The 24,333-nt window shown below is 66.4% G+C and carries 21 protein-coding genes; 11 read left to right on the forward strand and 10 right to left on the reverse strand.

The window, feature by feature from the left end:
• The first annotated feature begins 182 nt into the window (after nucleotides 1-182).
• The 4 genes from DCM79_RS20710 to DCM79_RS20725 are packed head-to-tail and all read left to right on the forward strand — an operon-like array spanning nucleotide 183 to nucleotide 3,522.
• Nucleotides 183-698 carry a helix-turn-helix domain-containing protein gene (locus DCM79_RS20710; protein ID WP_257176101.1) on the forward strand — a complete coding sequence of 172 codons (516 nt, stop codon included), beginning with the start codon at nucleotides 183-185 and terminating at the stop codon, nucleotides 696-698.
• A 1-nt stretch (nucleotide 699) separates the two neighbouring features.
• Nucleotides 700-1,962, forward strand: coding sequence for a beta-ketoacyl-ACP synthase II (gene fabF / locus DCM79_RS20715; protein WP_257176102.1), 1,263 nt, complete (start codon nucleotides 700-702; stop codon nucleotides 1,960-1,962).
• Between the two features lie 59 nt (nucleotides 1,963-2,021).
• Nucleotides 2,022-2,654, forward strand: a complete 633-nt coding sequence (locus DCM79_RS20720; RefSeq protein ID WP_257176103.1) for a LysE family translocator — start codon at nucleotides 2,022-2,024, stop codon at nucleotides 2,652-2,654.
• Nucleotides 2,647-3,522, forward strand: coding sequence for an alpha/beta fold hydrolase (locus DCM79_RS20725; protein WP_257176104.1), 876 nt, complete (start codon nucleotides 2,647-2,649; stop codon nucleotides 3,520-3,522). Before DCM79_RS20720 ends, DCM79_RS20725 begins: the two co-directional genes overlap by 8 nt.
• Here DCM79_RS20725 and DCM79_RS20730 read toward each other — a convergent pair.
• The 3 genes from DCM79_RS20730 to DCM79_RS20740 all read right to left on the reverse strand — a co-directional run bounded on the left by DCM79_RS20730 (nucleotide 3,519) and on the right by DCM79_RS20740 (nucleotide 8,176).
• Complete coding sequence (locus DCM79_RS20730) at nucleotides 3,519-4,403, reverse strand: 4-(cytidine 5'-diphospho)-2-C-methyl-D-erythritol kinase (RefSeq protein WP_257176105.1); 885 nt, start codon at nucleotides 4,401-4,403, stop codon at nucleotides 3,519-3,521. The two genes, DCM79_RS20725 and DCM79_RS20730, sit on opposite strands and share 4 nt — an antisense overlap.
• A gap of 24 nt (nucleotides 4,404-4,427) precedes the next feature.
• Nucleotides 4,428-6,227, reverse strand: coding sequence for a tetratricopeptide repeat protein (locus DCM79_RS20735; protein WP_257176106.1), 1,800 nt, complete (start codon nucleotides 6,225-6,227; stop codon nucleotides 4,428-4,430).
• Between the two features lie 287 nt (nucleotides 6,228-6,514).
• Nucleotides 6,515-8,176: an electron transfer flavoprotein-ubiquinone oxidoreductase gene (locus DCM79_RS20740; RefSeq protein ID WP_257176107.1), complete on the reverse strand. Its 1,662-nt coding sequence runs from the start codon at nucleotides 8,174-8,176 to the stop codon at nucleotides 6,515-6,517.
• 134 nt (nucleotides 8,177-8,310) lie between these two features.
• Here DCM79_RS20740 and DCM79_RS20745 point away from each other — a divergent pair, with 134 nt between their 5' ends.
• The gene (locus tag DCM79_RS20745) at nucleotides 8,311-9,117 is read left to right on the forward strand and encodes a uracil-DNA glycosylase family protein (RefSeq protein WP_257176108.1); all 807 of its coding nucleotides are present in this window, start codon (nucleotides 8,311-8,313) and stop codon (nucleotides 9,115-9,117) included.
• A 121-nt stretch (nucleotides 9,118-9,238) separates the two neighbouring features.
• Here DCM79_RS20745 and DCM79_RS20750 read toward each other — a convergent pair whose 3' ends face one another.
• The 4 genes from DCM79_RS20750 to DCM79_RS20765 all read right to left on the reverse strand — a co-directional run bounded on the left by DCM79_RS20750 (nucleotide 9,239) and on the right by DCM79_RS20765 (nucleotide 13,628).
• Nucleotides 9,239-10,747: a glycosyltransferase family 39 protein gene (locus DCM79_RS20750; protein ID WP_257176109.1), complete on the reverse strand. Its 1,509-nt coding sequence runs from the start codon at nucleotides 10,745-10,747 to the stop codon at nucleotides 9,239-9,241.
• A 296-nt stretch (nucleotides 10,748-11,043) separates the two neighbouring features.
• Nucleotides 11,044-11,913 carry a ribonuclease HII gene (locus DCM79_RS20755; protein WP_257176110.1) on the reverse strand — a complete coding sequence of 290 codons (870 nt, stop codon included), beginning with the start codon at nucleotides 11,911-11,913 and terminating at the stop codon, nucleotides 11,044-11,046.
• A gap of 70 nt (nucleotides 11,914-11,983) precedes the next feature.
• The gene (locus tag DCM79_RS20760; protein ID WP_257176111.1) at nucleotides 11,984-12,439 is read right to left on the reverse strand and encodes a VOC family protein; all 456 of its coding nucleotides are present in this window, start codon (nucleotides 12,437-12,439) and stop codon (nucleotides 11,984-11,986) included.
• Between the two features lie 22 nt (nucleotides 12,440-12,461).
• A complete protein-coding gene (locus DCM79_RS20765) occupies nucleotides 12,462-13,628 on the reverse strand; it encodes a PA0069 family radical SAM protein (RefSeq protein ID WP_257176112.1) in 1,167 nt (388 codons plus the stop codon).
• Between the two features lie 220 nt (nucleotides 13,629-13,848).
• Here DCM79_RS20765 and DCM79_RS20770 point away from each other — a divergent pair, with 220 nt between their 5' ends.
• Together DCM79_RS20770 and DCM79_RS20775 are read left to right on the forward strand one after the other, a co-directional pair.
• On the forward strand, nucleotides 13,849-16,263 hold the full coding sequence (locus tag DCM79_RS20770; protein WP_257176113.1) for a phosphoketolase: 2,415 nt from the start codon (nucleotides 13,849-13,851) through the stop codon (nucleotides 16,261-16,263).
• A gap of 2 nt (nucleotides 16,264-16,265) precedes the next feature.
• Nucleotides 16,266-17,465, forward strand: coding sequence for an acetate/propionate family kinase (locus DCM79_RS20775; protein ID WP_257176114.1), 1,200 nt, complete (start codon nucleotides 16,266-16,268; stop codon nucleotides 17,463-17,465).
• Here DCM79_RS20775 and DCM79_RS20780 read toward each other — a convergent pair.
• Nucleotides 17,459-18,298: an RMD1 family protein gene (locus DCM79_RS20780; RefSeq protein WP_257176115.1), complete on the reverse strand. Its 840-nt coding sequence runs from the start codon at nucleotides 18,296-18,298 to the stop codon at nucleotides 17,459-17,461. The genes DCM79_RS20775 and DCM79_RS20780 overlap by 7 nt on opposite strands.
• A gap of 324 nt (nucleotides 18,299-18,622) precedes the next feature.
• Between DCM79_RS20780 and DCM79_RS20785 the strand changes: the two genes are divergently transcribed.
• A complete protein-coding gene (locus DCM79_RS20785; RefSeq protein ID WP_257176116.1) occupies nucleotides 18,623-19,198 on the forward strand; it encodes a glycosyl transferase in 576 nt (191 codons plus the stop codon).
• Nucleotides 19,199-19,260: 62 nt separating this feature from the next.
• Entirely contained in the window at nucleotides 19,261-20,190 is a 930-nt protein-coding gene (locus tag DCM79_RS20790) for a helix-turn-helix domain-containing GNAT family N-acetyltransferase (protein WP_257176117.1), read from the forward strand.
• Nucleotides 20,191-20,441: 251 nt separating this feature from the next.
• Here DCM79_RS20790 and moaB read toward each other — a convergent pair whose 3' ends face one another.
• Both moaB and DCM79_RS20800 read right to left on the reverse strand, forming a co-directional pair.
• Nucleotides 20,442-21,005, reverse strand: coding sequence for a molybdenum cofactor biosynthesis protein B (gene moaB / locus DCM79_RS20795; protein WP_257176118.1), 564 nt, complete (start codon nucleotides 21,003-21,005; stop codon nucleotides 20,442-20,444).
• 189 nt (nucleotides 21,006-21,194) lie between these two features.
• Complete coding sequence (locus DCM79_RS20800) at nucleotides 21,195-22,136, reverse strand: neutral zinc metallopeptidase (RefSeq protein ID WP_257176119.1); 942 nt, start codon at nucleotides 22,134-22,136, stop codon at nucleotides 21,195-21,197.
• A gap of 424 nt (nucleotides 22,137-22,560) precedes the next feature.
• On the opposite strand from DCM79_RS20800, the gene DCM79_RS20805 reads away from it, so the two are divergent.
• Together DCM79_RS20805 and DCM79_RS20810 are read left to right on the forward strand one after the other, a co-directional pair.
• The gene (locus DCM79_RS20805; RefSeq protein WP_274069726.1) at nucleotides 22,561-23,691 is read left to right on the forward strand and encodes a site-specific DNA-methyltransferase; all 1,131 of its coding nucleotides are present in this window, start codon (nucleotides 22,561-22,563) and stop codon (nucleotides 23,689-23,691) included.
• Nucleotides 23,692-23,919: 228 nt separating this feature from the next.
• Nucleotides 23,920-24,246, forward strand: a complete 327-nt coding sequence (locus DCM79_RS20810; RefSeq protein ID WP_257176121.1) for a hypothetical protein — start codon at nucleotides 23,920-23,922, stop codon at nucleotides 24,244-24,246.
• Nucleotides 24,247-24,333 lie beyond the last annotated feature (87 nt).

Raw genomic sequence — 24,333 nt, forward strand, 5'->3', positions numbered from 1 at the left:
GACCATGCGACACCCAGAGATCAGCAACATGGGCCCCGGCTCTGCAGCGCAGCGCTGCACCGGACGATGCTTCGCATCGCCGGGGAAGCGCTGCGCTCCGTCCGGGACGCGAGAGCGGCGCAGCCTCGGCCCCGCCTGCCTAGTCACTTGCATTTTGCAAGCCACTTGCCTAACTTCCGCCCATGCAGCCCAAATCCCCCTCCATCCAGGAATGCCCGGTCGGCCGTGCCGTCGAGACGGTCGGCGAGTGGTGGAGCATCCTGATCCTGCGCGATGCGTTTCAGGGCGTGACGAAATTCGACGAATTCGCGCAGAGCCTCGGCATCGCGCCGAACATCCTGTCGCGTCGCCTCGCCCATCTCACCGCATCGGGCATGTTCGTCCGCCGCCGCTATCATGAACGGCCGCCGCGTTACGAATATGTGCTGACGGACAAGGCGCGGGACTTCTTTCCCGTGATCGTGGCGCTGCTGGCCTGGGGCAACAGCCACCTCGCGCCCAAAGGCGAATCCATCGTGCTGGCGAACCGCAACGACCGCCGCCCGCTTGATCCGGTCGTGGTCGACGCCGCCGACATGCAGCCGATCACGCTCGCCAATGCGGTCGTGATCGCAGGTCCCCGCGCCAGCCGCGGGATGCGCACACGGCTCGCTTCGCTCAAGGCCATGAACCCGGCCGTCGCGCCGGCTGGAGACTGACATGCGCCGTATCGTCGTCACGGGAATGGGCGCGGTGTCGCCGCTGGCTTGCAGTGTCGAGCTGTCCTGGCGCCGGCTGCTCGCCGGCCAAAGCGGGTTGCGCCCGCTGCCCGAATGGGCGCAGGTGCTGCCGGCACGCATTGCCGGGCTCGTGCCTGACAAGGCCGACGATGCAGACGGCGGCTTCGATCCCGCGCAAGCTGCCGCGCCAAAAGACCAGCGCAAGATGGACCGCTTCATCCTGTTCGCGCTGCTCGCCACGGCAGAAGCAGTGGCGCAGGCGAGATGGACGCCGCAGGACGCAGGCGCGCTCGAGCGGACTGCGACGATCATCGGCTCCGGCGTCGGCGGCTTCCCGGCGATGGCGGAGGCGGTGCGCATCACCGAGCAGCGCGGCGTACGCCGGCTGTCGCTGTTCACGATCCCCTCGTTCCTGGCCAACCTCGCCGCCGGCCACGTCTCGATCAGATACGGCTATAAGGGCCCGCTGGGCACACCGGTCACCGCCTGCGCCGCCGGCGTGCAGGCGATCGGCGATGCCGCGCGCATGATCCGCGCAGGCGAGGCCGATGTCGCGATCTGCGGCGGCGCGGAGGCCTGCATCGACATCGTCAGCCTCGGCGGCTTTGCAGCGGCCCGCGCGCTGTCGAGCGGCTTCAACGAGGAGCCCGCACGCGCCTCGCGCCCGTTCGACCGCAAGCGCGACGGTTTCGTGATGGGCGAAGGCGCCGGCATCCTGGTGATCGAGGCGCTCGAGCATGCGCTTGCGCGCGGCGCGAGGCCGATCGCGGAGATCGTCGGCTACGGCACGACGGCGGACGCCTACCACATGACATCGGGTCCGCCCGATGGTGAGGGTGCCCGCCGCGCCATGGAGATCGCGCTGCGTCAGGCAAGGCTTGCACCCACGGATCTGCAGCACCTGAATGCGCACGCGACCTCGACGCCCGCCGGCGACGAGAGCGAGCTCGGCGCGATCGCCGCGCTGTTCGGCCGCAACCGCGGCATTGCCGTCAGCGCGACCAAATCGGCCACCGGCCATCTGCTCGGCGCCGCCGGCGGCCTGGAGGCGATCTTCACCGTGCTCGCCTTGCGCGACCAGATCGCGCCGCCGACGCTCAATCTCGAAGACCCCGATGCAGGCGGCGATGGCATCGACATCGTCGCCGGCACCGCGCGGCCGATGCCGATGCAGCATGCCATCTCCAACGGCTTTGGCTTCGGCGGGGTGAATGCCAGCGTGATCTTCCGCCGCATGGATTAAACGAGGGCTCTTCGAACCTGAAGACTTGCAATCGCGGTGCGCTGCGCTACGAAAACAGGATGGTTGAAACCAAGTTCTGGCTGTTCCTGGCCGCAGCCTGTCTCATCGCCGCCGTGCCCGGTCCCGGCATCTTCTACGTTGCGGCACGGACCTTGTCCGATGGGCGCGCCAGCGGCTTTGCATCGACCGCGGGCACCGCGCTGGGCGGGCTGGTTCATGTGGTGGCGGGCAGCCTCGGCATCTCCGCAATCATCCTCGCCAGCGCCGAGTTGTTCGCCGCCGTCAAATTCGTCGGCGCGCTCTATCTGGTCTGGCTTGGCATCAAGACGTTTCGGGGCGCCAGCTACGTATTGTCGCGCGAGAGTGAAGCTGCCGGCGACGATCACGCGTTCCGCGACGGCGTGCTGGTCGAGGCGCTGAACCCGAAGACCGCCGCGTTCTTCCTCGCCTTCATTCCGCAATTCCTCGATCCCGCGGGATCGAGCCCCACGCTGCAATTCATCATGCTAGGTGCGATCTCGGTGGCGTTGAACACGCTCGCCGATGTCGTCGTGGTGCTGATGGCCTCCGCGACCCGGACGCAGCTGATCGGACGGCCGCATCTGATGCGGCGTCTCACCCAGGGCTCCGGCGTCTTCATCGCGGGTCTCGGCCTGTCGCTTGCATTGGCGCGGCGGCCGGCAAATGGTTAGCATCCCGCAGAGCCGCTTCTATGAATCGCACGGTCTGCGGCTGCATTACGCCGATTGGGGCAACGAGAGCGCGCCGCCCCTCATCCTGGTCCATGGCGGCCGCGATCATTGCCGGAGCTGGGACGTCATCGCCCGGTCGTTGCAACGCCATTTCCACGTGATCGCACCGGACCTGCGCGGCCACGGCGATTCCGACTGGACCCGAGGCGGCAGCTACGCCCTGACCGAATACGTCTACGATCTCACCCAGCTCGTCCGTGTCATCGCTGCGCCTCGGATCACCCTGATCGGCCATTCGATGGGCGGCATGGTGAGCCTGATCTTTTCAGGATCGTTCCCTGAACAGGTCGCAAAGCTGGTCGTGCTCGACGGCGTGACCATGCTGCCGGACGCGCCGAAGCCGCCGGCGCATGAGCGCATCGGCAAATGGGTCGGCCAGCTCGACAGGCTGCACGACCGCACGCCGCGCCGCTACGCGACGCTCGAAGACGCAGCGGCGCAGATGATGCTCCACAACAAGCGGCTCGCCCGCGACCTCGCGCTGCATCTCGCCACCCACGGCGCGCGGCAGAATGAGGACGGCAGCTACAGCTGGAAGTTCGATCCGTATCAGCGCGTATCGGCGCCGCACCGGCTCTGGCCGGACGATCATCTCGCGCTGTGGTCGCGCATCGCCTGCCCGACCTTGCTGCTCAACGCCAGCGAAAGCTTTCTCGCCGGCGCCAGGGCCGCGGGCCTGGAGCGCTATTTCCGGGAGGCGCGTGTCGAGACCATCGCCGGCGCGGGCCATTGGCTGCAGCACGACAAGCCGCAGGAGGTGCTGGGCGAGATCAGGCGGTTTCTGGGATTGGCTGAGGACAACGGCTAGCTCAACGTCCCCGCATGCACCCACCAGCCGGGGTGATCGCGACGAATCCTTTCGGCGGCGGCATGCGCTTCGTTTGCCGCGCCATAGATCGCAAAGCACGTCGCGCCCGAGCCGGACATGCGGGCGAGCTGGACGCCGGCGGTGCCGCGCAAGGCCTCCAGCACCTCGCCGATCACCGGCTGGATGCGCAGCGCAGGCGCTTCGAGATCGTTGGGAACGCGTTCGAGCACTGCGACCCAATCGGCAGTCGATCCGCCCTCGTCCGGCCAGGCCGGAGCGCGGATGACGTCGGTGACGCCGACCAGCAACTCACCGTTGCGCAGGCCGAGCTCCTGAAACACGTCCTTGGTGGCGACGGGCACGCGCGGATTGACCATGACGCAGGGCATGCTCGGCAGGCTCAGCGGCAGCAGCTGCTCGCCGACGCCGGTCATGTCGCAGGCGCGCGAGACGAGGCACACCGGCACGTCGGCGCCGGTCGCGAGCGCGACCTTCTGCAGCCTGGGATCGTCGAGCGAGAGATCGTTGAGACGCGCGAGCAGCCGTAGCGCGGCCGCGGCGTCGGCCGAGCCGCCGCCGATGCCGGCGGCCACCGGCAGCACCTTGTCGAGCGCGAACGCGCCGAGCTTCAGGCCCGGCACCGCTTCGGCGAGCAGCCTGGCGGCCTTGAGCACGAGATTGTCGGCGGTATCGCCGCAGGCCGCGGCCAGCGGCCCGGTGGCGGTGAGCTTCAGCTCGCCTCCCGGCTCCAGCGTGAGCCGGTCGGCGCAGTCGGCGAACGCGACCACGCTTTCGAGATCATGATAGCCATCGGCACGACGGCCCACCACGCGAAGGCTCAAGTTGACCTTCGCCCGTCCTTGTTCGATCAACGCCGGCATCGGCGACACGCCCCCAACAAAACCTCAGCCGCCCCTGCCGTCGTCCTTCTTCTTGTCCGCCTGCGCGGCCGAAGAGTTCGAATTGTCGTCGGCGAGACCATTGGCGATCTTGGCCTCGATCTTCGGAAGCTCTTCCGGCTCGGGCTTGAGGTCGCGGGCGTGCGACCACTGGAATTTGGCTTCGAGCGTGCGCCCGACCCGCCAATAGGCATCGCCAAGGTGATCGTTGATGGTGGGATCCTCGGGCTTGAGGTCGATCGCGCGCTCGAGGTTCTTCACCGCCTCCTCGTAATTGCCGATGCGGTAATAGGCCCAGCCGAGGGAATCGACGATATAGCCGTCGTCGGGGCGCTGCTCGACGGCGCGCTTGATCATCTTCATGCCTTCGTCGAGGTTGATGCCCTGGTCGATCCAGGAATAGCCGAGATAGTTGAGGACGTGCGGCTGGTCGGGCTGCAGCTCGAGCGCCTTCTTCATGTCGGCTTCGGCCTTGGCCCACTGCTTGGAGCGCTCCTCGCAGATGCCGCGATAATAGTACCAGACGCTGTTGGCCTTGTCGTTGCCGGGCGTCAGGGCGTCGATGCCTCGCGAATAGGTCGCGCCGCAGTCGCTGAACCGCTTGCGGCCGCGCTCGATGTTGCCGAGCGCCATGATGGCTTCGAGATCCTTGGGATCCTCCGCGGTGACGCCCTTGAGGATCTTGATCGCCTCCTCGGTGCGGTCGGCGGAATCCAGATCGATGGCGAGCTGGATCTGCGCATTGCGCTTGAGCGGCGAGGTCGCGGGCACGCGCTCATAGACCTTGATCGCCATCTTCGGCCGCTTCACCGATTCATAGAGATCGGCGAGCGAGAGCAGCGCCAGCGGGTGCGTCGGCTGCAGGTAGAGCGAAAGCTGGAGATAGACCAGCGCCAGATCCTCGCCGCCGCGGCGGGTCAGCGTGGCGCCGATGCCGTAGAGGGCTTCGGCGGCGCCGGCCTGCGCGGAATCGACCAGCGGCGGCATCTTCTTGCCGGCCCTGGTCTCGCGCAGGCCTTCCTGGATCAGCGGATGGCGCGCGAGCTTCTTGTCGAAGGCCTGATAGACATTGGTCGCGGCAGCCGAGTCCTTGTTGTTGCGCGACAGCCAGCGCGCATAGGCCTCGGTCACGCGTAGCATGGAATCGTCGAGCTTGTAGGCGCGCTCGAAGCGGGTGCCGGCGTCCTTCTCCTTGCCGGAGAGTTCGAGGATCATGCCGGCGTGAAGGTCCTTGAACAGCGGATACCATTCGGGACCTGCCAGCTTGTCGATGGTGGCGACGCCGCCCTTGGCATCGCCGGCCCCATAGGCGGCCCACCCCGACAGCAGCGTGGCGACGAGGTCGGTGATCGGACCGCGGATCGACTGGCTGATGTTGGTCTGCGCGGCCGCGTACTTCTTCACCTTGAGATCGTGGACGCCGACGACGAGACGGGCGACGCGGTTGGTCTTGTCGATGGTGAGGATGCGCTCGGCGAGCTTGACCGCTTCGTCGATGTCACCGTCGGCGACCGACGAGATGAAGGCGCGGTCGAGCAGCTCGTTGTTCTTGGGATCGGTGCGCAGAGCCGAGCGGTAGAATGCGGCGGCAGAAGCCGCGTCGCGCTCGACGCTGGCGTGACGGGCGGCAAGATAGCTGCCGGCACCGGTCAGCGACTTCAGGTCGTTTCGGGTCGGAAACTGCGCCGCCGTGTCGGAGGGATGATCCGGCGTCTGCGCCAGCACCCTGCCGGGGACGGCCGCGATCGCTGTGCCCACGAGGGCGATGGCGGCAACAGTCCAGCGGTTGAAACGATTTGAAAACATCAGGGCTCGCCTTGAGTTGGTAGTGCCTGGGTTTGCAGCAATGGCCATATCGCATGCGGACGCTGCCGGAGGCATCCGGGCCCGGAATTGTTGGGCCGACAATGCCGCTTTTGGCGCTTCGCCGCAAGGATTCGGACCCGACGATCCCCGCCACGCGGGCCAAATCGGCAAGTAAATCCGCCAACAGCGCCCCAAGACGCCGCCACTATGGCCTTATCGTGGCCGCGGCGGGTGGCCGCAGCCTGCTCCTCACGCGAACGTGCGGCAGATCCCGGGCGTGACCTACTTTACATCGCCTCGTAATTCGGGCCGCCGCCGCCCTCCGGGGGAACCCAGGTGATGTTGCCGTTGGGATCCTTCACGTCGCAGGTTTTGCAGTGGACGCAGTTCTGGGCGTTGATCTGGAAACGCGGACCCGATCCCTCCTCGATCCACTCATAGACGCCGGCGGGGCAATAGCGATTCGAGGGACCGGCGAAGACGTCGTGCTCGGAGGTCTTCTGCAGGTTCATGTCGGTCACCTTGAGATGGACCGGCTGGTCCTCCTCATGGTTGGTGTTGGACAGGAACACCGAGGACAGCTTGTCGAAGGAGATCTTCCCGTCCGGCTTCGGGTAGTTCCTGGGCGCGTGCTGCTTGGCCGGATCGAGCGTGGCGCGGTCATGCTTGACGTGTGACTGGGTGCCGAACAGCGAAGCGCCGAACAGCGTGTTGCACCACATGTCGAAACCGCCGAGCGCGACGCCGATCACCGTGCCGAACTTCGACCACAGCGGCTTGACGTTGCGGACCAGGAAGAGGTCCTTGCCGACCGAGGAGGACCGCCAGGCGTTCTCGTATTCGACGAGCTCGTCATTGGCGCGATCGGCGGCAAGCGCGGCTGCGGCATGCTCGGCCGCGAGCATGCCGGTGCCCATGGCATTGTGCACGCCCTTGATGCGCGGCACGTTGACGAAACCGGCCGCGCAGCCGATCAGCGCGCCGCCTGGGAAGCTGAGCTTCGGCACCGACTGATAACCGCCCTCGGTGATGGCGCGCGCGCCGTAAGCGAGCCGCTTGGCGCCTTCGAAAGTGCCGCGGATCGAGGGATGGGTCTTGAAGCGCTGAAACTCGTCGAACGGCGAGAGATAGGGATCGTCGTAGTTGAGGTGGACGACGAAGCCGACGGCGACGAGATTGTCGTCGTAATGATAGAGGAACGAGCCGCCGCCGGTCTTCATGTCGAGCGGCCAGCCGAAGGAATGCTGGATCAGGCCCTTCTGATGCTTGGCGGGGTCGATCTGCCAGACTTCCTTGAGGCCGATGCCGAATTTCGGCGGCTCGCTGTTGGCGTCCAGCGCAAACTTGTTGATGAGCTGCTTGGTCAGGCTGCCGCGGGCGCCTTCGGCGAACAGCGTGTACTTGCCGAGCAATTCCATGCCGCGGGTGAAGGAGTCCTTCGGCTTGCCGTCGCGGCCGATGCCCATGTCGCCGGTGGCGATACCCTTGACGTTGCCCGCCTCGTCGTAGAGCACCTCGGCCGCGGCAAAGCCCGGATAGATCTCGACGCCGAGCGCTTCGGCCTTGCGCGCCAGCCAGCGGCAGACATTGCCGAGCGAGCCGATATAGCAGTGATGGTTGTTCATCAGCGGCGGCATCAGGAAGTTCGGCAGCTTGATCGCGCCGGCGCCCGTCATCCAGTAGAAGCGGTCGTCCTTCACCTGAGTCTTGAGCGGGCAGTCGGAATCCTCGCGCCAGTCCGGGAGCAGCTTGTCGAGCCCGGCCGGATCGATCACCGCACCGGAGAGAATATGCGCGCCTACCTCGGAGCCCTTCTCCACCACGACGACGTTGAGGTCGGCGTTGAGCTGCTTCAACCGGATCGCGGCCGCCAGGCCCGAGGGGCCGGCGCCGACGATGACGACGTCGAATTCCATGGATTCGCGCGGGGGAAGTTCTTCGGTGCTCATCTGATCTCAGCCCTCGAGACGGTCCTCGGTCGTTTGCGCCCTCTTGTTTCCGATTTTTCCGGGCAGGACAACAGCGGAAATGCATTTCGCTGGGATGCAAGGCGCCCCAAACTGATATAAAAGTCTGACTTTCCATGATCCCCGAACCCGCACCCACCGTCCGAGAGCTTCTTGCCTTCTATCTGGAGGCCGGTGTCGACTGCGCGCTCGCCGAGGAACCGATCGACCGCCTGGCGGAATTGGATGCTCCCCCGGCGGCCCCGCGCATCGCACCTGCGATCGAGGTGCCGCGGCCGCTCACCGCGCCGGCGGTGATGCGCGGCGAAGCCGCGCCGGCTCCCGACATCGCCATCGCCTCCGCGCGCGAAGCCGCACGCACCGCGCCGACGCTGGAAGCGCTGCGCGAGCTGATGCAGAATTTCGAAGGCTGCGCGCTGAAGCACACCGCGACGCGGCTGGTGTTCGCCGACGGCAACCCGCAGGCACGCATCATGTTCGTCGGCGAGGCGCCGGGCCGCGACGAGGACATCGAGGGCCTGCCCTTCGTCGGGCGCAGCGGCAAGCTGCTCGATCTGATGATCGGCGCCATCGGCCTCAACCGCAGCACCGCCTACATCGCCAACGTCATTCCCTGGCGGCCGCCCGGCAACCGCACGCCGACGCCGCAGGAAACGCAGATCTGCCTGCCCTTCATCCAGCGCCAGATCGAGCTGGTGAATCCGGATGTGCTGGTGACGCTCGGCAACCCCTCGACCCAGACGCTGCTGGGAACGCGCGAGGGCATCATGCGCACCCGCGGGCGCTGGTTCGACTACGAGACCGGCGCACGCACCATCCGGGCGCTGCCGACGTTCCATCCCGCCTATCTGCTCCGCTCTCCGTCCTACAAGCGGCTGGCGTGGCAGGATCTGCGTGCGATCGCCAAGGTGCTGGCGGGCTAGCGAACTCTTGTAGGGTGGGCAAAGCGCAGCATGCCCACCACCTCCATCGTGGCGCTGGACAGAGCCGACGTGGGCACGGCGCTTTGCGCCTTTGCCCACCCTACGATATCGACGTTTGTCGCTACGTCCCCTTCGGCCGCACGATGGCCCAGCCGATGCGCAGCAGTTGCTGGCGCCCGGTCACGAGCCATTCGAAGGCACGCGGCACTTCCGGCACGATGCCGGGAAAGCGCTTGAGGATGTCCGGCGGCGGCGTGCCGGCGGTGTCGGAGGCGCGCCAGACCACGACGCCGCCGGTCTCGCTGAATTTGGCGTGATTCATCCACGGCGTGCGCGCAGGGTCGGCATCGATGAAGAGATGCGGACGACCTGAATGCAGCGTGATCAGGCTCGCAAGTTGCGTCTCGCCCGCAACGGCGCGCAGGCGGTGGTTGGTGCGGCGGGCAAAGCTGTCGTCGAAGAAGTCCGAGATCGCACGCGCCGGCATCGAGGTCGCGATCTCGCTCGTGCCGGTCCAGGGCAGCAGCAGGACGCCCAGGACGACGCCGATGGCCGGGGCCACGACGGCGGCGGCCCACACCATGCGCAGCATCCGCGCGCGGCGCATCGCAATGAGATCGCCCGCCGCGACCACCACGGCAAGCCCGGACATCACCAGCACGACGCCGGCGCCGCCGACGACGGATTCGAGCCCCAGCAGGCCAGAGACCAGCACCCCGCCCAGCACCGGGGCGAGCGCGAAGAAATAGACGAAGTTGCGCGCGAGCGGCGCGACCGGCGGCCGGTAGATGATCGGCGGCTCCTCGCCCTTGCCGGCAAACAGGCCGGTGTTGAGGAAGGTCAGCGCCGGAATCGCGGCGGCTCCGAGCACGAGGCCGGCCAGCAGCCAGGCCGCATGCAGGGCGCGGGCACTCAGCTCCGCAACTTGCGGCAGGGCCGGCATCGCAAGCGTCTCCGCCCGCATCAGCCAGACTGCGTAGGGCAGCGCCAGCACCGCGACGACGATCAGCGCGAACAGCGGATCGAGCGCGCGCAGCGTGCGGCGGCCGCCTGCGGTCGAGACCGCGAACACGACGAGCAGCAGCAGCAGGAAGATCGCCGCGGGCGTCGTCAGCAGCAACAGGCCGGCCTCGATCGACCAGGCGAACCAGGCATTGCCGCGGCGCTGGCCGATGATCTGCCAGGAGTGCAGCAGCAGCAGCGCCCACAGCGGCCGGGCCAGTACAAGGGGGCCGAAATCGAGCGCCGAGGAGGAGAAGGCGAGCACCGTCATAGTCAGCAGCACGGCGAGCACCGCGTGCTGCGAGCCGACCACGGCGCGGGACAGATGATACAGCGCGATGAAGGTCGCGATCTCGCAGAGCTGGGCCAGCACATAGATGCCGAACATGTGGCCGCCGGCGGCGCGATAGGCGATGTCGGCGAGCCAGACCGCCAAGGGCGGACCGAGGTCGGTGCCGACCTGGTATTCGCGTCCGAAAGCCAGCAGCGTCGCCAGCGTGCCGGGCGGGCTGCGGTAGAACACCAGCGCCACGACCAGCCACATCAAAGCCTGCAGCAGCACGGCGATCCATACGATCAGCCGCGGCCGGGCGCGAATGAGCTCGATGACCAGGGAGGTAAACCGCATGCAACGCCCGAAAGATGCAGCCAACCCGTCCAGCCGGCCCTGTTCGCTCACATCTGTTTTGATAAAGGGCACGGCGCGTCGTGGCAACTGAACTTGCGTGAAAGCCACGCGACCGCTGCTTGTTCTCCCTCTCCCCGTTCTTAAGGGGAGAGCGTTGGGGTGAGGGGCTCTATCCGCGCATACGGTGACAGATGGACTCGCGGAAGCTCCCCCTCACCCGGAATGCATCTTCGATGCATTCCGACCTCTCCCCGCACGCGGGGAGAGGCGAAGAGGCAGCCGCCGGAGATTAAGTTTTAGAGCGCGGCCGATGCGTCGATCTCGACGTTCGCTTCCACGTGCACCTCGACCTCGGCCACTGCAAACAGGTCCTGCACCGGCTGGACGGTCCACGGCATGTGCTTGGCGCGCGCGGCGGCGACCGGGGCGAAGAAGCTGCGGTGGTGGATGGTTGGGCCGAGGCGGTCGAGCGCGTCGAGGTGCTCGGGGACGGCATAGCCCTTGTGCTGCTCGAAGCCGTAGCCGGGGCAGTCCTGCGCCAGCGCGCACATCAGGCGGTCGCGCGTCACCTTGGCGATGATGGAGGCCGCGGCGATCGACAGCACGATGCCGTCGCCGCCGATCACGGCCTCGCAGTCGCATTCCGTGTCGAGCCGGTCGCGGCCGTCGACGAAGACATGCCTGGGCGCCTCCGGCAGTGCCACCACGGCCCGCTTCAGCGCCCACAGCGAGGCGCGCAGGATGTTGTCGCGATCGATTCGCGAGGGCGAGGCCACGGCAACCGAGACCTGCGCGGTGGCGCAGATCTTGTCGAACAGCTTATCGCGCTCCTCGGCCGTCAGGCGCTTGGAATCGTCGATGCCGCGCGGGATGCGGTCGGGGTCGAGAATCACGGCGGCCGCCACCACCGGCCCAGCCAGCGGTCCGCGACCGGCCTCGTCGCAGCCGGCGACCGGCCAGACGCCGCGCTTGATCAGCGCGCGCTCGCGGCGAAAGCTCGGGGGAGCGACGGCAATGATACCTCTCTTGCCGGCGGGAGCGGCCATGGCTTGGGCCGCAGCCGTCTTGGCTGCCTTGGCCGGCGCGGCCTTGTTCGCAGCAGCCTTCTTACCCGGCTTATTAGGCGCGTCTTTGGCCGGCTTGGTGGCGGACTTGTCCCGAATCATGGCCGGGATCGTGCGCAAGGCGCCCGGCCTGCGCAACCGGGAACCTCTGACAATTCCCGCTATTCAGGCCCTACTCCGCCAGATGCACCCGCCGGTCCTCGCCAACATCGATGCCAGGCGCGACCACGACCTCCCAGGGATGACCGTCGGGGTCGGCAAAATAACCGGAATAGCCGCCGTAGTGGGTCTCGTGCGCGGTCTTCACCAGCTTCGCCCCCTTGCCGAGCGCGAAGGCCATCACCGCATCGACCTCCTCGCGGGTCCGACAGTTCCAGGCGATCGTCATGCCGCGGAAGGCCTGCGGCCTCGGCTGGTCCGGCAGCCCCGCGTCGGCCGCGAGCTGATCCCAGCCATACAAGGCGAGCACGGGACCACCGGTATCGTAGAACGCGACGGCCTCGCCGGTCGCCTTCAGCCGGCGCGAGAAACCGAGCGCGTCGTAGAAAGCGATGCTGGCGCGGAGGTCGCTGACGCCGAGCGTGATGACCGTGAGACGCGGCACCGGCACATTGAGTTCCCCTGGCATGCGACGCCTCTTCCGTTTCCGATCAGAACAGGCTGAGCTGGTCGCCGTTCCGCTTCGGCCGCGCAAAGTGATCCGTCGTCAGCTTGGAACGCCGCTTGTTCAGCCCGAGCCGCTCGCAGGCGATCTCGAAGCGGCGGCCGATGGTCCACGCCATCGGTCCGGTGCCTTTCATTCGCTCGCCCCATTTCGCATCGTAGTCGCGCCCGCCGCGCATGTCGCGGATAAGGGTGAAGACGTGGCGGTAGCGGTCCGGATAATTCGCCATCAGCCATTCGCGGAAGAGATCGCGTACCTCCAGCGGCAGCCGCAGCAGCACATAGGAGGCTTCCTTGACGCCGGCATGGGCGGCGGCATCGAGAATGCGCTCGATCTCGCAATCGTTCAGCGCGGGGATCACCGGCGCCACCATCACGGTGGTCGGAATGCCCGCGTCCGAGAGCTGCTTCAACGCCTCCAGCCGCTTCGGCGGCGTCGCGGCGCGCGGCTCCATGGTGCGGGCCAGTTTCGGATCGAGCGAGGTCACTGATATCGCGACCTTGGCGAGGTTGCGCTTGGCCATCCGCGCGAGAATGTCGATGTCGCGCAGCACCAGCGCCGATTTGGTGACGATGCCGACGGGATGGCCGGCACGTTCCAGCACCTCGAGGATGCCGCGCATGATCTGGTGCTCGCGCTCGATCGGCTGATACGGATCGGTGTTGGTGCCGATCGCGATCATCCGCGGCTCGTAGCCGGGGGCGGCGAGCTCCTTCTCCAGCAGCGAAGGCGCCTCGGGTTTCGCAAACAGCTTCGATTCGAAATCGAGGCCCGGCGACAGGCCGAGATAGGCGTGGGTCGGGCGGGCGAAGCAGTAGACACAGCCGTGCTCGCAGCCGCGATAGGGATTGATCGAGCGGTCGAAGCCGATGTCGGGTGAGTCATTACGGGTGATCACCTTGCGCGACGTGTCGACTGCGACCGTGGTCTTGAACGGCGGCAGCTCTTCCAGGCTCTGCCAGCCGTCGTCGAAAGCGACGCGCGCCTCGGCCTCGTAGCGGCCGCTGGCATTGGACTGCGCCCCCCGCCCTCGCCGGCGGGCGCGGTCGATGGCGACGCCGAGCTCCGGAAAATCAGAGTCCGCACCCGCCGGCTCGGAGGGCGCCTTGACCGGCGGGTGCGTGAGAGCATGAGAGGATGCTGCTGGACTCATGGAGCCAAGATAGCACGCCAAAGGAACAAATCAAGAACACAAATGAGAAATGGAAAAATAGCCCCATGCAAAGCGGCCGCCCAAATTTCGAGCGTGGTCCTTTGACCTCACGCAACAAGGCTGTCGTAACGATCTCGTTTGATGTCGCATCGGGATCGATCGCGCCGGAACAAAGTTGGTGACGATCGCGGCCCTTGGCTCGGCAACAATCGGCAAGAACATGACAAATCAACAACAATCAGCTGCAGCGAGCAGCGATCTCGATCTGCTTGATCGCTATTGGCGCGCCGCCAACTACCTCTCGGTCGGGCAAATCTATCTGCTCGACAATCCACTGCTGCGCGAGCCGCTGCGGGCCGAACACATCAAGCCGCGCCTGCTCGGCCATTGGGGCACGACGCCGGGTTTGAACTTCATCTACGCCCATCTCAACCGCGTCATCCGCGCGCTCGATCTCGACGTGATCTATGTCTGCGGCCCCGGCCATGGCGGTCCGGGCATGGTCGCCAACACTTATCTGGAAGGCAGCTACAGCGAGATCTATCCCGAGATCGCCCGCGATGCGGACGGCATGCGCAGGCTGTTCAGGCAGTTCTCCTTTCCCGGCGGCATCCCGAGCCATGCGGCGCCGGAAACGCCGGGCTCGATTCACGAGGGCGGCGAGCTCGGCTATGCGCTGGTGCACGCCTACGGCGCCGCCTTCGACAATCCGGACTTGATCGTCGCCTGTGTCGTCGGCGACGGCGAGGCCGAGACCGGCCCGCTGGCTGCGTCCTGGCACTCGAACAAATTCCTGAACCCCGCCCATGACGGCGCGGTGCTGCCGATCCTGCATCTCAACGGCTACAAGATCGCCAATCCGACCGTGCTGGGGCGGATGCGAGATGCGGAAATCCGCGATCTCTTTCGCGGTTTCGGCCACGAGCCGTTGTTCGTCGAGGGTGACGATCCCAAATTGATGCACCAGGCCATGGCGGACGCGCTCGACGTCGCGCTCGCCAGCATCCGTTCGATCCAGCGGCACGCCCGCGACAGGCGCACAAGCGTCGAGCGGCCGCGCTGGCCGATGATCGTGCTGCGCAGCCCGAAAGGCTGGACCGGCCCTAAGGAAGTCGACGGCAAGAAGGTCGAGGGCTTTTGGCGCGCGCATCAGGTCCCCGTCGCCGGCTGCCGCGACAACCCGGCGCACCTGAAAGTCCTCGAAGACTGGATGCGCAGCTACGAGCCTGAAAAGCTGTTCGACGCAAGCGGTGCCCTCGTTCCCGAGCTTCAGGCGCTCGCGCCTCGCGGCGACCGCCGCATGGGCGCCAACCCGCATGCCAATGGCGGCCTGCTGAAGAAGGAGCTGAAGCTGCCGGACTTCCACCGCTTCGCGATCGAGGTGCCGCAGCCCGGCGGCGTCATGGCCGAAGCGACGCGCGAGCTCGGCAAGTTTCTGCGCGACGTCATCCGCCTCAACGCGAAGGAGCGCAACTTCCGCATCATGGGCCCGGACGAGACCGCGTCAAACCGGCTGGACGCCGTGTTCGAGGCGACCGAGCGCGTCTGGATGGAGCCGATCGAATCCTACGACGTGCATCTGGCGCAGGATGGCCGTGTCATGGAGGTGCTGAGCGAGCATCTCTGCCAGGGCTGGCTCGAGGGCTATCTGCTCACCGGCAGGCACGGCTTCTTCTCGTGCTACGAGGCCTTCATCCACATCGTCGATTCCATGTTCAACCAGCACGCCAAATGGCTGAAGGTGACGCGCGAGCTGCCGTGGCGGCGCCCGATCGCCTCGCTGAATTACCTCCTGACTTCGCACGTCTGGCGTCAGGACCATAACGGCTTCAGCCATCAGGACCCCGGTTTCGTCGATCTCGTCGCCAACAAGAAGGCCGACATCGTTCGCATCTACTTCCCGCCGGATGCCAATACGCTGCTGTGGATCGCCGACCATGCCTTACGCACCTACAACCGCATCAACGTCATCGTTGCCGGCAAGCAGCCGGCGCCGCAATGGCTGTCGATGCGGGACGCCGCGGCGCATTGCGACGCCGGCATCGGCATCTGGAGCTGGGCGGGGACTGAGAAGGCTGGCGGCGAACCGGACGTGGTGATGGCCTGCGCCGGCGATGTCCCGACGCTGGAGACGCTCGCCGCCGTCGATCTCTTGCGCAAGGCCCTGCCGGATTTGAAGATCCGCGTCGTCAACGTCGTCGACCTCATGACGCTGCAGCCGCAGGATCAGCATCCGCACGGCCTGTCCGACCGCGACTTCGACAGCCTGTTCACGACGGACAAGCCCGTCATCTTCGCCTATCACGGCTATCCCTATTTGATCCACCGGCTGACCTATAGCCGCACCAACCATGCCGGCATGCATGTGCGGGGCTTTGCCGAGGAAGGCACCACGACGACGCCGTTCGACATGGTCGTGCTCAACGAGCTCGACCGCTACCACCTCGCGATCGAGGCGATCGAACGCGTGCCCGGACTCGCGGCCAAGGCCGCGCAGGCCAAGCAGCAATTCCGCGACAAGCTGATCGAGCATTCGCGCTATGTGCGCGAGCACGGCGAGGACATGCCGGAGATCCAGGGCTGGGTCTGGCCCAACAGCTCCGGCGGCAACACGCCTGCCGAAGCCGGCGACTAACCATGTCGGACATGGTCCTCGTCCTCAACTCGGGATCGTCGAGCATCAAGTTCGGCCTGTTCGACATCTCGCCGGCCGAGCCTGTACTGCTCTGCAAGGGCCTGCTCGACGAGCAGGAGGCAAAACCGCGCCTCGTGGTGACGAGCCCGGGGGGCGACGACCTGTTCGCGGCACGGAAGGAGGCGCCGGAGGCCGACGGCGGCCATTTGTTCGCCGACGTGCTCGCCTTCATCGAGGAGAGGTTCGGCGCACACGGCCTGCGCGCGGCCGGCCACCGGATCGTCCACGGCGGGCCGGATTATTCGGGCCCGGCCGTGCTGACCGACGACGTCACAGCGAAGCTGGCGGCATTGACGCCGCTGGCGCCGCTGCACCAGCCGCGCTGCCTCGCGCCCGTTCGCGCGCTTGCGGCGCTCCGGCCTGCGCTGACGCAGATCGCCTGCTTCGACACCGCCTTCCACCACGGCCTCGCGCCGTCCGCGCGGCGCTTCGCGATTCCGCGGCACTATGAAGAGCGTGGCGTCCGGCGTTACGGCTTTCACGGCCTCTCCTTCGAATCTGTCGCGGGCCGCCTCGCCGCGATCGCGCCGGAGCTCATCGCCAAGCGCAGCGTCATCGCGCATCTCGGCAACGGCGCCAGCCTGTGCGCGTTGCACCATGGCCGCAGCATCGACACCACGATGGGACTGACGCCGCTCGACGGCCTCGTCATGGGCACCCGCTGCGGCACCATCGATCCCGGCGTGCTGCTTTATCTGCAGCAGCATGAGAAGATGTCGGCCGAGCAGATCCAGCACCTGCTTTATCACGAGTCCGGCCTGCTCGGCGTCTCCGGCATCTCCGCGGACATGCGAACGTTGCTGGCGAGCGGCGAGGCCGGGGCGCGGGAGGCGGTCGAGCTCTTCACATTCCGCGCGGCGCAGCAGATCGCGATGATGGCCACAACACTCGGCGGGCTCGACTGCCTGGTCTTCACCGGCGGCATCGGCCAGCACGCCAAGGAGATTCGCAGCGCGATCTGCGAGCGGCTCGGCTGGCTCGGCGTGCGCATCGACGCTGCGGCGAACGATGCGGTGCGCGAGCGGATCGGCGCTGGCGGAAGTGCCGTCGATGTCTTCGTCATTCCGACCAACGAAGAGATGATGATCGCCCGCCATTGCGCGGCGCTGATCCGTGGACGCGGGGCCGCCGCGCCTCAGTGACCGCTGCCGGTCAGGAGCTGGAAACTCCCCATCGCGACCTCGATCAGGATCAGCACCACGACGGCAATCTCCAGGCGGAGCGAGCGCTGGGTGTCGATGATGTCGGTCAGTGCGTTGGCGGTCTCCGACACTGCGGTGAGCTTACGCTCGAGCGTGTCGAGGCGCTCCTTCAGCTCGTACTCGTCCTCCAGGCGCGAATAGAGCCGATCGAGCTCGGGCTTCTCCCAGAGCACGTCGGGCTTCTCGGCGATGGCGACGCGGCCGGCGACCCGCTGCTGCACCAGCAACGCATTGCCGATCAATTGCAGGATGCCCTTGCGCCGTTGCGGCGTGCGGCCGTGTTCGGCGAGCTCCCGTGCAAACGGCTCGATCACGTCGAAGACCGCGGCGACGCGCCGCTCGTCGCGGGCCAGCGACGTGCTCTTGGCGAGCGCATCCGCAACCAGCAGCAGCCGGTCGTCGGAGAATTTGGCAAGGCAGATCGGCCCGCCCGGCTGGATCGCCTCGGCGGCCTCATCGCTGCAGAGCTGAGCCTGCGCGATCTCTTCTTCGTAGGGGCTGAGCTCTCCGGTCACGCGTGACGTCAGGTTGTCGATGAGCACCTTCTCCTCCGACGGGAGCAGGCCGATCAGCACCACGACGCCGTAGCGGAAGATCACGGCGAGACCGGCATGGACCCGGTAGGCCGCCGGGGTGGAAGAGACCAGCGTCCCAATCTCCAGGCCGGAAGCATTGATGCGGTCGCCCAGCATCAGCGCCCGGATCCGTAAGGTGGGCGCAGCCTGCTTCGGCGAGAGCGGCGACGCGCCGACGGCGATTTGATCGGCGTTCATAAGAGGCCTCTCTTGCGCGCGAGATCACACATCTTCATTCGACCTTTCCTGCAAGCTGCATCCTCAGCTGCGAGGGACCGGGTGCCGGCGCAGCGAGAATGCCGCCATGAAGCCCCGGGCTAATACTGTCGGACGGGGCTTGTGCCGAAACAATCGGCAATATTACCAGCCCGCGCAGGACACTTTTGGCTGCAATGACTGGCGAGGGTTTACCATCGCATGCCGCGGCACCGCCGGAAAGTTGCACTCGGCCACGCTTCAGGTTTATGACAACCTCATGCAGCGCTACGCTTCTCCCGAAATGCGGACATTGAAGCCTCAATCATGCTGAGCGTCATCATCCCGACCGAAGGCGTCGAGCAGACGGCGGTGGCGACTCTGGCCGCGCTGGTGCCCGGCGCCGCCGCCGGTGTGGTCCGGGAAGTGCTCCTGGTCGACGGCACCCGCAACGGGGTGATCGAGCGCGTCGCCGACGTCGCAGGCTGCCGTTTCGTCGGCTTCGAGGGGACCTCGCAGGGCGCCGCGCTCGCCGCCGGCGCGCTCCAGGCGCGTTCGCCCTGGTTGATGTTCCTGCCCGCCGGCGCCGTGCTGGAAACCGGCTGGATCGAGGAGACCACCCAGTTCATCCAGGCGGTCGCGAGCAGCGGACGGGACCGGGCCGCGGTGTTCCGCTATGCGCGCTCGCCTTATGCAGATACCGGATTGCGCGACATCATCCGGGCCGTGGCACGCGGTCTGATCGGCCCGCTCGGAGGCCAGGGACTTCTGATTGCCCGTGATCATTACGACCGGATCGGCGGCTACCCGCCGCAGGCTCGGCATTCCGAGGCACAGCTGCTCCGGCGCCTCGGCCGTTCGTCCCGCACCATGCTGCGCAGCCGCATCGTCATGATCAACTGAGATCAGCCGATACTTGCCAAAGTCAAATAATTATTTGACAATGGCAAGTATCGAGGTGATCCATGCCGATCGACGCTACCGACGACCCCATTGCAGCGGTCCGCGCCTTCAACCGCTTCTATACCCGCAAGCTTGGCGTGCTCGACCAGCATCTGGGAGAGAGCCCGTTTTCCCTCAGCGAAGCCCGGGTGCTGTATGAGCTCGCGCAACGCGACGAGCTGGCGGCCAAAGAGATCGGAAGCGAGCTCGGTCTCGACCCCGGCTATCTCAGCCGCATCGTCCAGAGCTTCGATGAAAAGGGGCTGATCGCGCGCAGGCCCCTGCCCGCGGATCGCAGGCAATATCAGCTCAGCCTCACCGCCAAGGGCCGCCAGGCGTTCGCCAAGCTGAACCTGAACTCGCAGAATGAGGTTGCCGCAATGCTGGCTCAGCTTTCGGCCAGCGATGTCTCGCAGCTCACGCAGGCCATGGCGACCATCGAATCCGTGCTGGAGCAACGCCGAAGCCAGCCCGCGGCTGTCATGCTGCGCAGCCATCGCGTCGGCGACATGGGCTGGGTCATCTCCCGACAAGGCGCCGCCTATGCCGCGGACTACAATTGGGACATCAGCTACGAGGCGCTGGTCGCCGAGATCTGCGCACAATTCATCAGGAACTACGACGCCGCGCGCGAGCATTGCTGGATCGCGGAATTGGGCGGCGAGCCGGTCGGCTCGGTCTTCCTGGTCAAGGCGACGGACGAGACCGCCAAGCTGCGCCTGTTGCAGGTGGAGAAGAAGGCGCGCGGTCTCGGCGTCGGCCGCGCGCTGGTCGAGCAGTGCATCCAGGGCGCGCGCGAGCGGGGTTACAGCAAGATGACGCTGTGGACGCAGAGCATCCTGGTCGCCGCGCGCGGCATCTACAAGAGTGCAGGCTTCAAGCTGGTCGCCACCGAGCCGCATCACAGTTTTGGGCAGGATCTGATCGGCGAGACCTGGGAGCGTGATCTCTGATCATCTCGCAACGAGCGAGATGCGCATCAATGTGCCCTCGCCGCTTGTGGGAGAAGGCAGCGACGCTGGTAGATGCAAGCGACCGTGGGTGGGCAAAGGCGCACTCTTCGCGCGCAGTGCCCACCACCTTTCAGCAATAGGCAAAATCGTGGGCGCGCTTCCGCCTTCGCTCTTCGAGCTACGGCGGACGAGTCGCTTTGCCCACCCTACGAGGCCGTCGGCGTGGAGAGATACCGGTCAACCATCGGCACCTACGCCGTCGCGCCCTGGGCCTTCGGCCTTCGCAGATGCTCGTCCAGCCGCGGCATGATCTCGACGAAATTGCAGGGCCGCGTGCGATAGTCGAGCTGGGCCGCGAGGATGCCGTCCCAGCCGTCGCGACAGGCGCCGGGGGAGCCCGGCAGGCAGAAGATGTAGGTCGCACCCGCAACGCCTGCAGTGGCGCGGCTCTGGATCGTCGACGTGCCGATCTTGGCGTGGCTCAGCATGTGGAATGCGATCGAGAAACCGTCCATGCGCTTTTCGAACAGCGGCTCGACTGCCTCCGGCGTGACGTCGCGCCCGGTAAAGCCGGTGCCGCCGGTGGTGATGACGACGTCGACGCCGGCATCCGCGATCCAGCGGCGAACGACGTCGCGGATCGCCTCGATGTCGTCGGTGACAATCTCGCGCGCGGCGAGATGGTGACCGGCAGCGGTGAGACGATCGACCAGCGTCTGGCCGGACTTGTCGTCCGCCAGCGCGCGCGTGTCCGACACCGTGAGCACCGCGATATTGAGCGGGATGAACTGCTTGGTTTCGTCGATGGAAGCCACGACTTCACTCCTGTTTCCCCAGCCTCCACCGTCATCCTGAGGTGCGCCTCGAAGGATGGGCCAGGGGCTCGTCCTCCTTCGAGGCTCGCCGAAGAGGCGAGCACCTCAGGATGACGCCACTACTTCCGAATCCTGAGATGCACAATCGCGCATCATAATTCGTGCTGCGTCCGGGGGCACGAACTCGTGCTACAGCGCCCCCGCTCCGAACGTGTTGCAGGCCTGGACCGTGCCCTGCTGATAGCCGGTCATGAACCATTGCTTGCGCTGCGCCGCCGAGCCGTGGGTGAAGGAATCCGGGACGACGCGGCCCGTCGACTGGCGCTGCAGCGTATCGTCGCCGATCGCGCTCGCCGTGCTCAGTGCAGCCTCGATATCGCCAGGCTCGAGGAAGTTCGGACGTTTCTTGGCCTCGCGATTGACCCAGACGCCGGACAGGCAATCGGCCTGCAGTTCGACCTTCACCTGGAGCGCATTCGCCTCTGCCTTCGAGCCCGCCTGCTGCTGCAGCCGCGTCACCCGCGGAATGATGCCGAGCTGGTTCTGGATGTGGTGACCGACCTCGTGCGCGATGATGTAGGCGGTGGTGAAATTGCACGCCGACTTGCCGGAGCAGCCGCGGAAGCGCGTCTCGACCTCGCGGAAGAAACCGGTGTCGAGGAAGATGGTGCGGTCCGGCGGACAATAGAACGGGCCCATCGCCGACTGCGCCATGCCGCAGCGCCCGCCATTGGTGGCGTTGCGGAACAGCACGATCTTCGGCCCGGTATAGGACTGGCCCGAGGCCTGGAAGATCTCGCTCCAGCGATCGTCGAGCTCGCCGAGGATTCCGGAGATCATGCTGCCCATCTCGTCGGTCGGCGCGCCGCGCTTGCCGGAGGAGGCCTGGCGGTCGGTCTGGTAGCTCGGAGCCTGGCCGCCGCCGGTGAGGATCTCGGCGCCGCCGATCAGGATGCGCGGATCGATGCCGAAGGCGTAACCGACGAGACCGAGGATGATGATGGTGCCGATGCCGAGCCCGCCGCCGCCCATCGGCAGGCCGAATCCGCCGCCTCCGCCGCCGCCAAAGCCGCCACCTTCGTCGCGACGATCCTCGATGTCGTCGCTGCGGCGGAAGTCATCGTAACGCATGGCGGCCTTCCTTTGGGGTCCCTGATTCAGGTTCGTCGGTTTCGTCCGGCGCATAAACGCGAAAGCTCAACGCGCCACACACGTAAAATTTCCGTTGCTTTTATCAATATCGTGGCCGGCAAAAATTGCCTAGTGCGGCAACATGCCGATGCCAGCAATTTTTTCCGAGGGTCGAGCAATTTTTTCCGAGAGAAATTTGCGGCCTTTTTCAAGCCACGATTGCTTTCGCCAGCCAGCGACCCGCGAAATGCACTGTAAAATACGGCGAATGCGCGCGACGACATGCACGCAGAACGCGACTTGAGACTTGCTCAGCAAAGCGGCGGGTTAAGTCGATTTTTACTTTGCCGCTTCAATGTAACGGTCAGTCGGTTGTTTGGTCCCGCGTCGCCGACAGCGTCGCCTGAGTCAGAGTTCTTGAGTCATGGTAGAGTCGCGTCGCGGGGCGTCTGCAAGGGCGCCCCGCACAAATTTCGAGTCTCCGTCGCATCGCGTCATCCTCGGTGATTGCGTCGCCGAGATGTCGAAGCTTCAGGCCGGTTCGGTCGATCTCGTGTTCGCCGACCCGCCCTACAATCTCCAGCTCAAGGGCGATCTCAAGCGCCCTGACGAATCCCACGTCGACGCCGTCGACGACGACTGGGACAAGTTCGATTCGTTCTCCGCCTATGACGATTTCACCCGGGCCTGGCTGCTTGCCGCACGCCGCGCGATGAAGCCGTCGGCGACGATCTGGGTGATCGGCTCCTATCACAACATCTTCCGCGTCGGCGCCATCATGCAGGACCTCGGCTTCTGGCTCCTGAACGACATCGTCTGGCGCAAGTCGAACCCGATGCCGAATTTCCGCGGCCGCCGCTTCACCAACGCGCACGAGACCATGATCTGGGCCGCGCGCGACGAGAAGGCCAAGGGCTACACGTTCAACTACGAGGCGCTGAAGGCCGCCAACGAGGACGTGCAGGCACGGTCCGATTGGCTGATTCCGCTCTGCACCGGCGAGGAGCGCCTCAAGGGCGCCGACGGCAAGAAAGTGCATCCGACGCAGAAGCCCGAAGGCCTGCTCGCGCGCGTGCTGCTGTCCTCGTCGAAGCCCGGCGATCTCGTGATCGACCCCTTCAACGGCACCGGCACCACCGGCGCGGTCGCCAAGCGCCTCGGCCGCTCCTATATCGGCTTCGAGCGCGACAGGACCTACGCCAAGGCCGCCGAAGCGCGCATCGCCGCGGTCGAGCCGCTGCCGGAAGCGAGCCTCGCCCCGTTCATGACCGCGCGCGAGGCGCCGCGGGTCGCGTTCTCCGAGCTGATCGAGCGCGGCATGATCATGCCCGGCACGAAGCTGTTCGACGCCAAGAAGCAGCTCGGTGCGCTGGTGCGCGCCGACGGCGCCATCATGTTCGGCGACAAGGTCGGCTCGATCCACCGCATCGGCGCGGTGGCGCAAGGCGCGCAGGCCTGCAACGGCTGGACCTTCTGGCACGTCGAGACCAAGAAGGGTCTCAAGCTGATCGACGAGCTGCGCGCCGAAATCCGCGCGGGTATGACGGCGGAGTAGTCGCTTCCCCTCCGTCATTCCGGGGCTCGCCACGGGTCCGCGCGCAGCGCGGCCCGATGACAGGCTCCGCGCGAACCGGAAATCCATCCAACCACACCCCATGCCGCCCAATGGATTCCGGCCTCGCGCCAAGAGGCGCGCCCCGGAATGACGGCGTCACTGGTTGAATGCCGCCTCAACCAGGACTAGACTCCCCCGATCAGCCTCCGTCCTGGCGGGCCCGCTCCCATGCGACGACAGTCCGAGACATTGCTGTTGGTGCCGCTGCTGCCGATCTTCCTGGTCGGCATGTTTCCGATGTTCCTGATCGCCCTGCTCGGATTCTTCGGCCTCGCATTGTTCGGCGTGCTCGTGATCTGCGTCGGGCTCGCCAGCAGCAACGAGGCGCACGACAATTTCAATCACGACGTCATCGTGCACGGCTATGCGCGCGGATCGGAGCGGGCGGCGCGGGCATCCGACATGCATCTGGCCGCGCGGCTCGGGCTGCGCCTGGAGGCGGTCGGCGCCGCGATGGTCATTACGGCCGCGATCGGCCTTTGTTGCGCCGGCTGATCTGCGTGGCGCGCAGATACCGCCCGGCAAACTCGCCGGTTGCTCTCGCGCAGCGGGTTCAGGCAAGAGAAGCGGAGCGGCACTGAC

Origin of the sequence: Bradyrhizobium sp. WBOS07, assembly GCF_024585165.1 — a bacterium.
In the GTDB taxonomy this organism is placed as follows: domain Bacteria; phylum Pseudomonadota; class Alphaproteobacteria; order Rhizobiales; family Xanthobacteraceae; genus Bradyrhizobium; species Bradyrhizobium japonicum_B.

Coding starts and splice junctions, on each gene's coding strand:
- DCM79_RS20710 (WP_257176101.1), top strand. CDS start 183: ATGCAGCCCAAATCCCCCTCCATCCAGGAATGCCCGGTCGGCCGTGCC.
- fabF (WP_257176102.1), top strand. CDS start 700: ATGCGCCGTATCGTCGTCACGGGAATGGGCGCGGTGTCGCCGCTGGCT.
- DCM79_RS20720 (WP_257176103.1), top strand. CDS start 2,022: ATGGTTGAAACCAAGTTCTGGCTGTTCCTGGCCGCAGCCTGTCTCATC.
- DCM79_RS20725 (WP_257176104.1), top strand. CDS start 2,647: ATGGTTAGCATCCCGCAGAGCCGCTTCTATGAATCGCACGGTCTGCGG.
- DCM79_RS20730 (WP_257176105.1), bottom strand. CDS start 4,403: ATGCCGGCGTTGATCGAACAAGGACGGGCGAAGGTCAACTTGAGCCTT.
- DCM79_RS20735 (WP_257176106.1), bottom strand. CDS start 6,227: ATGTTTTCAAATCGTTTCAACCGCTGGACTGTTGCCGCCATCGCCCTC.
- DCM79_RS20740 (WP_257176107.1), bottom strand. CDS start 8,176: ATGAGCACCGAAGAACTTCCCCCGCGCGAATCCATGGAATTCGACGTC.
- DCM79_RS20745 (WP_257176108.1), top strand. CDS start 8,311: ATGATCCCCGAACCCGCACCCACCGTCCGAGAGCTTCTTGCCTTCTAT.
- DCM79_RS20750 (WP_257176109.1), bottom strand. CDS start 10,747: ATGCGGTTTACCTCCCTGGTCATCGAGCTCATTCGCGCCCGGCCGCGG.
- DCM79_RS20755 (WP_257176110.1), bottom strand. CDS start 11,913: ATGATTCGGGACAAGTCCGCCACCAAGCCGGCCAAAGACGCGCCTAAT.
- DCM79_RS20760 (WP_257176111.1), bottom strand. CDS start 12,439: ATGCCAGGGGAACTCAATGTGCCGGTGCCGCGTCTCACGGTCATCACG.
- DCM79_RS20765 (WP_257176112.1), bottom strand. CDS start 13,628: ATGAGTCCAGCAGCATCCTCTCATGCTCTCACGCACCCGCCGGTCAAG.
- DCM79_RS20770 (WP_257176113.1), top strand. CDS start 13,849: ATGACAAATCAACAACAATCAGCTGCAGCGAGCAGCGATCTCGATCTG.
- DCM79_RS20775 (WP_257176114.1), top strand. CDS start 16,266: ATGTCGGACATGGTCCTCGTCCTCAACTCGGGATCGTCGAGCATCAAG.
- DCM79_RS20780 (WP_257176115.1), bottom strand. CDS start 18,298: ATGAACGCCGATCAAATCGCCGTCGGCGCGTCGCCGCTCTCGCCGAAG.
- DCM79_RS20785 (WP_257176116.1), top strand. CDS start 18,623: ATGCTGAGCGTCATCATCCCGACCGAAGGCGTCGAGCAGACGGCGGTG.
- DCM79_RS20790 (WP_257176117.1), top strand. CDS start 19,261: ATGCCGATCGACGCTACCGACGACCCCATTGCAGCGGTCCGCGCCTTC.
- DCM79_RS20800 (WP_257176119.1), bottom strand. CDS start 22,136: ATGCGTTACGATGACTTCCGCCGCAGCGACGACATCGAGGATCGTCGC.
- DCM79_RS20805 (WP_274069726.1), top strand. CDS start 22,561: ATGGTAGAGTCGCGTCGCGGGGCGTCTGCAAGGGCGCCCCGCACAAAT.
- DCM79_RS20810 (WP_257176121.1), top strand. CDS start 23,920: ATGCGACGACAGTCCGAGACATTGCTGTTGGTGCCGCTGCTGCCGATC.